Source organism: Glaciecola sp. MF2-115 (assembly GCF_047250385.1).
Classification (GTDB): domain Bacteria; phylum Pseudomonadota; class Gammaproteobacteria; order Enterobacterales; family Alteromonadaceae; genus Glaciecola.
Genome location: NZ_JBLBVM010000042.1, coordinates 77594 through 90301, shown reverse-complemented (window position 1 = coordinate 90301; position 12708 = coordinate 77594). Strand labels below are relative to the sequence as shown.

The 12708-nt window shown below is 35.8% G+C and carries 7 protein-coding genes; 6 read left to right on the top strand and 1 reads right to left on the bottom strand.

All coding sequences use genetic code 11. From position 1 onward, the window contains the following. From ACKLNX_RS04895 to ACKLNX_RS04870, 6 genes are all read left to right on the top strand, one after another. Complete coding sequence (locus ACKLNX_RS04895) at window positions 1-1599, top strand: hypothetical protein (protein ID WP_412971453.1); 1599 nt, start codon at window positions 1-3, stop codon at window positions 1597-1599. A gap of 219 nt (window positions 1600-1818) precedes the next feature. Further along, complete coding sequence (locus tag ACKLNX_RS04890; RefSeq protein ID WP_412971452.1) at window positions 1819-3714, top strand: NAD-binding protein; 1896 nt, start codon at window positions 1819-1821, stop codon at window positions 3712-3714. A gap of 21 nt (window positions 3715-3735) precedes the next feature. Further along, window positions 3736-4851: a lipase family protein gene (locus ACKLNX_RS04885; RefSeq protein WP_412971451.1), complete on the top strand. Its 1116-nt coding sequence runs from the start codon at window positions 3736-3738 to the stop codon at window positions 4849-4851. A gap of 32 nt (window positions 4852-4883) precedes the next feature. Beyond that, window positions 4884-8216: a toll/interleukin-1 receptor domain-containing protein gene (locus tag ACKLNX_RS04880; RefSeq protein ID WP_412971450.1), complete on the top strand. Its 3333-nt coding sequence runs from the start codon at window positions 4884-4886 to the stop codon at window positions 8214-8216. 14 nt (window positions 8217-8230) lie between these two features. Continuing rightward, window positions 8231-10888 (top strand): tetratricopeptide repeat protein, encoded by a 2658-nt coding sequence (locus ACKLNX_RS04875; RefSeq protein WP_412971449.1) that lies wholly within the window; start codon window positions 8231-8233, stop codon window positions 10886-10888. Window position 10889: 1 nt separating this feature from the next. Further along, window positions 10890-11948 carry a formylglycine-generating enzyme family protein gene (locus ACKLNX_RS04870; RefSeq protein WP_412971448.1) on the top strand — a complete coding sequence of 353 codons (1059 nt, stop codon included), beginning with the start codon at window positions 10890-10892 and terminating at the stop codon, window positions 11946-11948. Between the two features lie 421 nt (window positions 11949-12369). On the opposite strand, the gene ACKLNX_RS04865 is transcribed toward ACKLNX_RS04870, so the two are convergent. After that, on the bottom strand, window positions 12370-12669 hold the full coding sequence (locus ACKLNX_RS04865) for a BBE domain-containing protein (RefSeq protein WP_412971447.1): 300 nt from the start codon (window positions 12667-12669) through the stop codon (window positions 12370-12372). Window positions 12670-12708: the final 39 nt, after the last annotated feature.

The following is a 12708-nucleotide window of genomic DNA, read 5'->3' as shown; positions in this document are numbered from 1 at the left end:
ATGAAACCTAAATTATATATTGGCCTCGTTGGCGATAAGTTAGAAGACACTGATCTTATTGAGCAGGTAAGCTCAAAACTTCATGATTTTGTTCGCAACATTCTTAAAAGCGCACAAGTTGAGAATGTCACTTCTCTGCCTTTTGAACCCATACTATTAACGGACCACGCTACGGCAACCGAACAAAGCATTTGCTCAGCGGCTAAGAAACTAAATATAACGACAGAAATAACACAAACGACTCTCCCTGAAGACAACTCCAGTAATGAAGCGAGCGAATGGCGAGACTTTTTAATCAATAAATGTAATGTCGTAATAGTGGTTCATAGCAATGTTGACGAATTGATATCAAACCAAAATTCATCTACAAAAGCTATAACAGATCAGCTTCTATTCCCAGAAAAGCACTTTAACGAACAAACCGAATACTTTTCTAATAGCGATGAATTCCTGCCTTTTCTATATGAAGTTAAGGTTTCAGAGAATGCAATTGACGCGAATTTTGCTCGAGATAATGAAGAACAAAATTTTAGCTCATTCATCGCTGATTTTACAAACATATCCTCTGAACTGAACGTTGCTTCAGTGCAATATGCAGATAGCACTTTAAGAAAAAAACTAAACACTGAAAAAAAAGAAGACGAATCTAACCTAGCCGAGTTTTATGATTTCAGTTGTAAATTTGATGCGCTAGCAAGTAAACACCAAGCTAAAAGTAATCTTGGGTTTTTTGTGCTCTTCTCACTTACACTCGTTTTAGGTGCTTCATTTTTACTTTACGCCAAAGTGTTCACCCATAGTCCCTGGCTACTTATCATTTACTTAATTGCCTACACAGGTGGCATATTTACCTTTTATAAAATGAAGAAAAAGGCATCGCTTAAAAAGCACTTAGTTTATCGATTATGTGCTGAAGCATTAAGGCTTAAATTATTTCAATTAGTAAGCTATTCCGGCAATAAAACCAATGCCCTACAGTTTGAAAAAATGATCAGCATGGCCAATGTAAATACTCAATGGATAGCACATATGGTTAGGGCTTTTCCTCTTCATAAAGTGAATGAAAGTCTGTTACTAAGCCAACGAAAAGAGCTAATTTTAATGCATCTTATTGATGATCAGCTTGATTACTTTAAATTGAAACTTCATGGCAAAAAAGATCAAGAAAGTTACAAAAACCACAAGCCTAAGTTAGATGCTTTGGAAAAATTGCTGCATCGCTTTAGTCTCACAGGAGTTTCTATTGTTGTGTTTTGTACACTGTTAATGCTGATTGTGACGCTAACCGCATTCAAGGTTGGTATATTCTATGAATTCTATCCCATTAAGCATATCATGATGTTTCTTATCGGTTTTTTACCACTGGTAGGTTTAGCATTTGAGCAACTCGTGTTTAATTTTGCACTAGAAGAAAATGAAATGCGTTATCACCATCAAATAAGAAAGTTTCAGTCGATAAAACGTTGGTTAAATGCGACAGATTCAGAACAGTACATAGCCAAAATTACTCAGCAACTTTGTATTGAATGCGCTCAAGAAAACTTTAACTGGTATACAACCAGGGTTAACAGACAACACAAGCCTGCTAGCGGCGGTTAGGACCTAAAGAACATCCTAATACTAATAATAAGAAACAGGTGCTTTTATCCATAATATCGAGCTCATTATGGATGGAAATTATTTTTAAACCTCTTCTACGGATGAAGTGGCTTACTCAAGTGATATAGAGTCAGGTAGGAAATTATGAGATTCTCCACATGTTGATAAATATAAAACACGCATAGTGTACTTAGTATAGTTCGCCCAAAAGGAAAATAAATGAAACCTAATAAAGCTTCTTCAGCCCCATTAAACATAACCGGCATTATTATTTTGGCGTGTTTTGTGATGGCTACGTTTGTTTTAGGTTTGTATGGATTTAGCTCCGTTTATGTTGCTAAAGCGAATATCTCTCACCCTGAATTAACCCGTTGGTTTGATGTGTGTTACAGCACTATTAAATTGTTTTCATTAATTTCTTCGCCTGCTGAAGAAGCAATAAAGCATTGGGCAATTTCGGCAGCAAGGTTATCGGCTGTTTGTTCGGTGTTTTTCTCAATAGCTTTTGCAACCTTTTTTGCCGCGGGCAATTGGTTCAAAGCCAACCTTTTGGTGAGATATTATAAGAATCATTACATTGTTTTTGGTTTGAATAAGGTAAGCACTTATTTAATTGATGACTTAATCAGTAAAAAAGAAAAAGTGGTTATTGTAGAAAAAGATCATAGCAACCCATTGCTCATTCAGTATAAAAAGAAAAAAGTGACACTAATAATGGGGGATGCTTCTGATATCGCCATTCAACAAAAAGCATCTATTTTAAAAGCTAAGGCAATGGTGGCTATTACTGGGTGTGACTTAAACAATTTAGCCATTCTAAAAACCTTAGTTGAGTCGCCTCATAAGCCTCAACTTCACTGCCATATTGGTATCGACAATGTAATGAGTTACAAGTTGTTTGAACCAAGTGCTTTCTACTCAATTGAAAATATTAAAAAACAGTCCACGGGTTTGTTGATTAATATATTTAACTTAAGCGAAAAAATAGCTATCGACTTAGTGCAATCTATGAATTTAGGTGGCAATACTGATACGAGCTCTGATAGTAGTGAGCCAGTGAGAGTTCTGATTTCTGGCTTTGATGAAGTAGGGGAGTCTGTTCTTCGAGAGTTATTATTACTTTCACACTTTTGTAATCATAAGAAAATCGACATAACGATATTATCAGAACAAGAGAATGATTTTTTTATCACTCACCATCAAGTTTCCGAGCATTGTAATGGTAAAGGTTTAGATTTGTGGGATATTACTTTTATAGGAACAGAACAACAGATTCAAAATCCATCCAATTTCAACCATATAATTGTATCTGATGAAGATCAAAACACTGCCCTAAAAAGCATACTTCGCTTATATGATATGTGCACTTTAAAACAATCTAAAACAACGGATAATACAACAACGTTCCACTATTATAATGCGTCAAATCACGACATAGAGCATCAACAAATAAAATCATTTGGCGCGTTAAAGCATATATTGAGCTTCGATCAGTTGTTGGACAGCAAAAGCGAAGTACTTGCTCAGCGAAGCCATAATATATATGCAAAAGCGGAACTTAATTTAAGTGATTTATCGGCTGAAGAATTATCTGTTCGAATAGAAGAGCACGATAAAAACACACTAGATTCTGCTAAATGGCTACATTGGGTCAATCAACCTCTTTTTAAGCGCAGGTCCAATTTTACTGAAAAGCGACACTTCCCTATGAAGTTATTAGTGTTAGGGGGAGCGATACCACAAACGGTATTGAAAGGCTCAACGGACGCAGAACAACAGTCACTAGATTTTTTGCCATTTCTAAATGAATTTTCAGATTTAAATACCGATATTATTAAACGCTGGGTAACGTTCATCAAAGAACAAACAGGACTAAACAATCAGCAACTCACACAAAGAATGCACGACTTGGCAAGAGCTGAGCATGATAGATGGAATGCATTTCATATTGTTAATAACTGGCGATATGGCGAAACAAAAAGTGAGGCAATGAAAACCCATGATTGCTTGTTGAGTTGGGCCGACTTAGAAGAAAAAAGACCAGATACAATCAAGTATGATTACAAAAATATTTATCATATTGCTGAGTCTTTGGCATTGATGGAACAAGTGTAGTTGATATAAAAGGATTTGTGCGTGAGAAAAAAATTAGGCATTGGTACTCATGTGTTGGCGGTACCAAGTAATGTACCATGCAGTATTGCAACTTTGTTCCCTAAAGAGTTGTCTGGCTCATCCATAGAAATTATGGGGACGGATGGCAACTGGTCAAATAAAGAAACAGTAAAATACCTCAATAACGCCTTTGGTGTTTCAGGTATATACTCTTCTTTACCACCATTTTCTACATTAAAAATTACACTCAAACGACCAATTTTTATCGACTGGCATACTCAATTTACGAGCAAAAGTGGGCTTACATCTCAAGAACTAAACTTTAAAACTGGTTTTGATTTTAACAAGGCGCTTTATCTTTGCCAATTGTCGAACTTAGTCTATGAAAATGAATCAATTATAAGTAGTACAATAAATTCTCATTATAACTTTGATGATTATTACTATTATTCAATGGCTAGCCATAAAAAGCTGTTTAGGAATAACTTCACAGCACAGCTTATAGCGTTCATTCGAGGTAAAAGAAGCGTCATAGATTTGCAATTTATGTATTTGCAAAAGAAAGATGAAAAGTCTGGTAAAAACCTAATAACAATCGTATTTCAAGGCTCTCAAGAGCCACAAGATTGGATGACTAACTTAAGCTTTAAAGACATAAACTTTTTAAAGCGGGGAAATGTTCACAGAGGTTTTTATCAAGGATTTCGATTGTTTTTTCAAACCCTTCGTAAATACAGTAAAGATGCTAATAATAATATTCCTAACACCGTTTTCGACAACATAGACGTTTTTAATCAAACATCTAAAATAATACTCACTGGTCACAGCTTAGGTGGCGCGCTCGCAACATTAACCAGTTGTTATCTTATGGAGCAGGGCATTAAAAGCGAAAATATTGAGGTTTATACCTTTGGTGCACCTCCCGTTGGCGCTATTGATTACTGTAATTATTATAAAGAAAAATTAGCTATTTACCGCTTAGTCAACTCTGATGATGTAGTACCAAAACTAGAAAAGATAACGAACCTCTTTCACTTGGGTAAGGAAATATTATTACCTTCAAATCAAGGTGAAGTGCACGCTTGCGAAGGTTATATAGACAACATCATAGATCAAATTGAATCACAAAAAGTTTAAGCAACATAAACAATAATAATAATAGGTTTTCCATGGAAGAGAGTAAGCAATCGAAAGGCAAGGAATACAAATATCATGCGTTTATTTCATATCGCCACGCTGATAATAAAGTTCAAGGTAGGCAGTGGGCTACGTGGTTACATCAAGCGATTGAAACCTATGAAGTACCCAAAGACTTAGTTGGTAAAAAGAACGAGCGTGGAGATGTAATCCCACAACGTATTTATCCTATTTTTCGTGATGAAGAAGAATTACCTGCCCATGCTAATTTAGGTACTTCTATTGTAAGTGCTTTAGAACAAACTAACCTGTTAGTTGTTCTATGTTCCCCGAGAGCGGTTGCATCAACATATGTTGCTGACGAAATAGACTACTTCAAAAAACTAGGTGGCTCTGACCGTATTATTGCCGCCATGATAGATGGTGAACCTAACACCAGTTGGGACGACAGTAAGCTTAAATTAGGCTTCACGAAAGAAGATGAATGTTTCCCAATCCCTTTACAATTCGAATACGACCAAAACGGTAACCCTACCGATAAGCATGCTGAACCTATAGCGGCTGATTTTAGAATTAATAATGATGGTAAGTCTGAAGAGGGCTTTACCACGCCAGTGGCCTATCGTGAGCATTTAAAAAGTTCGACAGAGTTAGATAAAAAGGCGATTGATAAAAAGGTAGAAACTTATCAGCAACAGCTTCATTTAATGTTGCTTAAAATCATTGCGGGTATTTTAGGCGTGCCTTTAGGGGAGCTTACTCAACGTGATAAGGAATATCAGTTAGAACAAGAGCGTTTAAAAGCCAAAAAATTGCAACAGTGGTTAGGTGCAGTAGCGCTGTTAGCCATTTTGGCTGTTGGGGCTGGAGTATTTGCCTATGTGCAGAAAGACGAGGCTGATAGGCAGAAGGTAGTAGCTCAAGAACATCAACATTTAGCCATTGAAAAAAGAGATGAAGCGCTTCTTACTCAAAGCCAATTCCTTCTAGAGCAAGTAAAGCAAGAAAATGAAAAAGGAAACTTTGATACAGCACTTTTGATTGGGTTGAATGCCTTACCTGGAGTATATGGAGGTGAACGTCCTTTTCCTCAAAATATATCACCAGTTAATAATGCCATTGATCGTTCTATGTTGCATTCTATCCTTAATTCAAAAGAAACACGCTTAACTAGTAGCGGCATAAGCGGTATAGAGCAGGACGCTAACCAAGCATTATTGTCGACTGTTTTTTATAACGGAGAGGTTAAAATTTGGTCTTTAAATGAAATGAAATTATTATGGACCTTAAAAAATAAAAGAAAAAAAATAAATAATGTGAAATTCAATCCAGACGGAACACAGATAGCAGTGTCCTATTTTAATGGAAACACCATTGATATATATTCTACCGCTACCAAAGAAGTGATTCATAGTATCCGAACTCGATCTCGTTATTTATCCTTTGGTGGTGAAAATCCTTTTAGCCGCTCTGGTAAAGAAATCGTATTAAAAGGGAGTAATGAAATTTTTGTTTTTGCTACCACTAATGCGAAAAAAATAAAGCAACATAGCTTTGAAGTCCCTCTTAAAAATGACGGTCAAAGTTTTATGCAGAACATAATCTCCGCTTCATTTAACGCAGATGACAAGTTATTTATCAAAACCAGTGCGTATTCTAAGAATAGTGAATATCGCGTGTTTCTTTGGGAATCAAAGGAGCAAGTCAAGAAAATACTAGACCAAGAAGGTCTGTTTTTGATTACTAACAAAAATTATGATGTTGCTTTAACTGTAAGCTCTTCTGCAGGCTCTGCGGATGCAGGTAAAGTATTTACGATAGCCCAACCCTCTGCTGCGTATGACATAAAAATAGAAAATGGATTTGATAATGCAAAATTTGAAAATAGTGGAAAGTATCTAGCAGTTAAAGCTAAGAATAATAGCCTTGAAATTTACACAAAAGACACTTGGAAGAAAATTCAATCGTGGAAATATGCTGATAAAATCAGACGATATCAGTTTTTACCTAATAACGAAATAGCAGTGATTATTGAAACAAAAGAAGGTGATGAAATTTGTGGACGAAATATAATAACGGGAGATAAACTAGGCTGCATCAAGCAAAGAGATGGTTTAACTCAGCAAGCTTTTTCTTCTAAAGGGAACTTGTTGATCACGGGAACCTGGGATAACGACATATATATTTGGGATTATGATATCACTCGCCCTAAATTTGTTAGCGCAGAAAGAGAGGCGATACAAAAGATAATATTTAACCCTGAAGGAAATCAAATGGCAGTAATAGGGAAACGAAGTCTTAACTTGGTTCCTTATCAGTCAGATTCTCCCATTCTTGAAACAGACCAGTCTGAACTATATAGCAACTATGGAATTAACCCCTATACCGTTAACTTCAGCGGTGACGGTAAAGTGCTAATCTCGGCAGTTAGTAAGAAATTGTATATCTGGTCAACCTCTACAGGGCGTTCTTTATTTGATATTCCAATAAATGCCCATGCTTATAAAGCAATTATTCATAGTCAAAACAACCTCATTGCCACGCAAGAAGATATGGGCGGATTAAACGTTTGGTCTATGGAAAAAAAAGAAAAAATATTTAGTAAGCCAAAGATGAAGGGCGGCTTTATCGCATTTAGCCCCGACGGTCTTTTTATAGCAAATGTTGCCCCGGATTATAGTCGTAGTGAATCTTACGAAGTCGTGACGATATGGAATATAGAATCGGGTGAAAAAGTTTACGATTCAGCTATCGGTAAAGCAAGACAAGTAATATTCAGTCCCTATGGTGAAAAAATCCTTGTTGTTGGCGACTCTTATGTTGAACTAAGACACATAAAAAATGACAAATTGTTGAGGTCATACAAATTCGATACGATGATAAAAACAGTGACTGTAAATTCGCAATGGAATGCATTCGTTGTGTCGTTCATGACGAATCAAATAGTCATTAATTCACTAGAGAAAAAATCTATATTACATACGTTAAAGCTCAATGCATCTGCTCTTGATGTTAAATATAGTCCTGACGATACTTTGGTTTTATCGGTCAATCAATCTCCATCAAGTGTAAGCCTATTCTCTGCCATAACGGGGGAACTGCTAACTGAAATAAACCACCCTATTGCAATAAGTACCGCTAGTTTTAACCCTGATGGTAACGAAATTATTTTGGGATTAAAAAATGGAGGTATTATTTATTGGCCTATTGAACGAGGTAATATTGTTGATCGGGCGATAAAATCACTACCTAAAAATAGAACCTGTTTATCGCCAATGGAACGTGAAAAATATTATTTACCTAAGCTAACGCCAAAACAATGGAAAGAGCGTGGTTGTGTACAACATATTAAAAACAATAAATAATCATGGAGTGTATTTTGAATAATAACCTATTAAGAAAAAGCTATTTAAAGTTAACGCTTTGGTTCGTTTTATGTTTTACAACTTATTGTAGCTTAGCATCAGTCAAAAGTATGGATTGTGACCTTATATGTAATAAAAAAATAATTAGTAATAAATTCAAGTCAGATGCGCCAACACCTAGTCTCAAAGACTTTTCTAATATATTGGCATTATCTGAAGATGAACTGAATTATCATATTGTTAAGTGGGCAATTTTTACTAACAATGCCTCTTTAGTTGATGAGCTTTTTAAGTTTGGCGTTCCCGTCAATCTTACAAGCTCTCACATGGAAACAACCTTTTTAATGCACGCTGCAAGACAAGCCCACCCTGATATTATTCAAATAATATTAGATCATGGTGGTTTGCCAAATCTTCTAGATGCGGATGGTTCAACCGCTATAGAAAATATATACTTTTCAACATCAATGAAAATCAATGAACGCCTAAGAAAGGGCAAGAAAGTATCGGATAAATTTTTATTACGTAGAAAAAACATTCCATTAGTGATTAAACAGTTACTGCCAGTGACTACGGTATTGGAACCTCAATTAGCAACATATATTTCCTCATATGCTGAAGATTATACTGACGAAAAATCTTTGTTGATCGAAGATTATATCGCCTGTAAAGAGGATGAAGAGTTATTCTTGCCTTATGAAGGTATTGAAAAGTTAGTAGGCTTAAAAACTGAGCAGGTAAAAAACAAGGCTGCAATTATTAATTCGATAACTTCTCAATTTAAAAATACTATTTCTGAAAAAATCATTAATAAAGTAAATCTTAATCATGAAAACTTTCTAACTGCATTGAGTAACATTAAAGCGGTGTCGAAAAATGATAAGGTAAAGTTTTATGCTTACGTGTACCAATTAGATGATGCATGGTACGACTTCAATAGTTCATTTTCTTCATTAGAAAGAGTCGTTGTTAAAGAAGTTACTGCGCAACTTAATAATATTAAAAAAATTGATTCGTTAACATCATCTCAACTTGATGAAAAATTTAACAAAATTTTATCTTTTGCTATAACCCAAAAAACTATGCAACAAGTGATAGAGTTTTATGCTGAAAGAAAGGAATGGTCTAAGGCCGATTTAGTTTTAAATAAATACATTCAATTTCTCAAAACTAATAACATTCTTGAGTCGGGCTCGTTGTTTAAAAAATTATCTTGGGCTTACCAATCAAATAAAAATTACGAAGATCAGATTGTAGTCGAGAATAAGCGGCTTAATTTAATCATAAGCATAGAAGGCGATAGTAGTGAAAATATTGCTCCATCATATGAAAATATAGGCTACGCAAAATATAGAATAGAAAAATACGACGAAGCCATTGAGAGTTACAAAAAAGCGATTTCATTAACGACTAAACCTGAAAAAAAAGCCTTTATTTATAGACAAATGGGTTGGGTATACGGCGCAAAAAAAAGCTACCTTGAGCGAGTTGGTGTCGAGCAAAAGCGGATTGATGTAATTACAGAATTAGAAGGTGAAGACAGCATGAAATTGGCTTCTTCTTATGAAAATATCGCCTATGCAAAGTATCAGCTAGATGACGATACTTCGGCTATACATTTCTACGAAAAAGCACTCAAGCTAAGGACAAAACCAGAAGATAAAGCCAAAATATTTAAACAGCTAGGTTGGGCGTATAAATCAAATAACAGCTATGACAAGTTGATGGATGTATTAGTAAAACGATATGAAATGCTTTTAGAAGCAAGCAATAAAATGTCTGATGACGATCTGGATAGTTTTTATAACGACTTTCTAGATGCCTTACCCAAAGTAGAAATTGCCAGCCAAAAAAAATATTTTAGGCGTATTTTACGGTTGACAAAATCACAATCTGAAAGAATTAAATTATATACAAAAAGCGAGTACAAAATTCTTTGGACAAAAAACCCTGAATCTTATGTATTTATAGCGGAGCTTTATTTGTCAGAATTAACTGACAAAAAGCTATCGCAAAAAAAGAGCCTAAAGGATCTAGATCTTCTTAGTTTAGGTAATGCATATGCCAAGTTAGGTAATGAAAAATTGGCGCTGAAATACTTGGCACTTAATTATGAGTATGCAGAAAATAAAAATTCTGAGAGATTTATTATTTACAGTAAATATACTGAGTCTATAAGTGAGAGAACGGAGTGCATTGAAGCCATAAAGCCCAACAGTGCGTTACTCGATAGCAATGATGATGATATAGAACTTGAGAGATGCATGAAACTTGGGTGGAAAAATGTCTATGGAACATTAATCGAGCAATTAAAACTCGACAGTAAAGAGTATAAAGAAAAATTTTCTATTAATAGGCGAATCAGAAACTTAGCAATAACCCAACATAACTTAATGTTCAGAATACTCAATCGTAAATATGATTCAGTTAGGGCTTCCTTAAATAGTATAAACGATAATAATCTTGCTAAGGCGAGTCATTCACAGCTTGTTGAAGTTGAAAAGAAACTAGAAAACTATGTTTCATATGTTGCTAAATTCCGTACTTGGGTATCTGATAGTGTGTTAAAAGAAGATGAAAACATAAAAAAAACTATTGATGATAGTCTTCAGAGTCACTGGACATTAAAAATGTTTATTTATGATTTTAATAAATTAAAGGAAGAATACTGAAATGAGTAAATTATTGTTAGGGCTACTTGTTTTTTTATGTTTGTTTGCTATCAATGGTTGTACTGAGCTGCCAAAAGGTACGGTTGAAATATCTACCTCGCCTATTGACGCTGTGATTTATATCGATGGAGTAAATAAAGGAAATTCGGCGTCGTTCAATGGGAAAGCTACAGCTTTTTCTCTAAAAGTAACTGAAGGGGAGCATATAATCAGTGCTATAAAGCCAACCGGGGGACCGCGTGAGTTTTATGCTGAAAAAACTATAGTCGTATCCTCTGATTCAATACAAACTGTTTTTCTTGAATTGGAGCAAAGGGAGTCACCAAGTTTTATTGAAAAAGCAAAAAGTACTGACCATTCGATAGAGGTCGTCAATATACCTGCAGGCAGTTTTTTGATGGGATCAGATACGGGTGCGGAAGATGAGGCCAGCGCACACGAGGCAATACTTTCAGCATTTGCTATGTCAAAGTATGAAATTACTTTTGCGCAATGGGATGCATGTTATGCCTTAAAAGGGTGTACATACTTGCCCAATGATGAAGGTTGGGGGCGCGGAAAGCGTCCGGTTATTAACGTTAGTTTTAATGATATCACTACTGAATTTATCCCTTGGCTTAATAAAGTTACGAGTAAAAAATACCGATTACCGACTGAAACGGAATGGGAATATGCTGCTAGAGCCAACAGTTTAGGAGAGTATAGCTGGGGGGATGAAATAGGGAATAACAAAGCAAATTGTAACGGTTGTGGCAGTCAATGGGATAACAAAGAGACGGCTCCTGTTGGTTCGTTCAATGCCAATGAATTTGGTTTGTTTGATATGCATGGCAATGTGTGGGAGCTAACGCAAGATTGTTACAGCACAGAGTATCCACAATCATTACCGTGGAACCCTAAAAATGATGGAAGCGCTAAAACTGAAGGGCGCTGCGAATTTCGAGTTTGGAGAGGTGGGTCATGGAGTGACGGTACATATAGCATGCGGTCAAGGTATCGACTTTACGATACACTTAAAGAGCGCGTAAATGCCTACGGTTTTCGCTTAGTTCAAGAATAGTTTACTTGAATTTGGATTAATAAAGATCCTAGCATTCTAGCCTAGCTAATGGAGATAAATAAGTCAGCCAGTAGGTAATAATAACTCTCTGAGATACTTGTTGAGAGAGAATTGCAAATTGAGTTATTGGAATTAAGATGCAATTAAAATTTTATACATGCAAAAGTTAATTATTAATTTAGGGGTATAAGGTGGGTGTCAGCAGTAGTTCCCATCTAACAAAGGCAATAAAAAAACAAGTAGGTAACTTCTATGTGGACGGCATAATGCAAGCCCCCCATCCCGTCCAAAGCATTGCATAAACTCACAATGTGAACACTTTTTAAAGCCCGCAGGTCTGATAATCTGCGGGCTTTTTAGCAGTAAAGCAAACTCAACTAAACCTCAGTTTTAAAGCAACGAAACTTCAAAACCCTAGCTGCTAGGGCACGATGTTTTGATTAACTCTAAACAAATTAGCCGGATCAACTTTTTGTTTTATCCTTTTGAGTCGTGCAAAGTTAACCCCGTATGCTTCACTAATACTATCGTTATCACCCTCTGGGATAAAGTTGACATAAACGCTACCCATTGAGTGCTCGCTTAAATCGTCATGTAATGTCCGCGCCCAGTGCTGACAACTTTCGTCATCTTTCGCATCTTGCCAGCGAGTGTGCACATTGATAGTAAAGTGGGGTGCGCGGTTTTGCCAAGGTGTCGCTTGTGCCGCTACATTTGTCATAGCGCCTCCTACATAAGCAATAAATATTTCGCATTCATC

What these genes read in the sequence shown, in the direction of transcription:
- ACKLNX_RS04895 (WP_412971453.1), top strand. Translation starts at nt 1, where the DNA reads ATGAAACCTAAATTATATATTGGCCTCGTTGGCGATAAGTTAGAAGAC.
- ACKLNX_RS04890 (WP_412971452.1), top strand. Translation starts at nt 1,819, where the DNA reads ATGAAACCTAATAAAGCTTCTTCAGCCCCATTAAACATAACCGGCATT.
- ACKLNX_RS04880 (WP_412971450.1), top strand. Translation starts at nt 4,884, where the DNA reads ATGGAAGAGAGTAAGCAATCGAAAGGCAAGGAATACAAATATCATGCG.
- ACKLNX_RS04870 (WP_412971448.1), top strand. Translation starts at nt 10,890, where the DNA reads ATGAGTAAATTATTGTTAGGGCTACTTGTTTTTTTATGTTTGTTTGCT.
- ACKLNX_RS04865 (WP_412971447.1), bottom strand. Translation starts at nt 12,669, where the DNA reads ATGACAAATGTAGCGGCACAAGCGACACCTTGGCAAAACCGCGCACCC.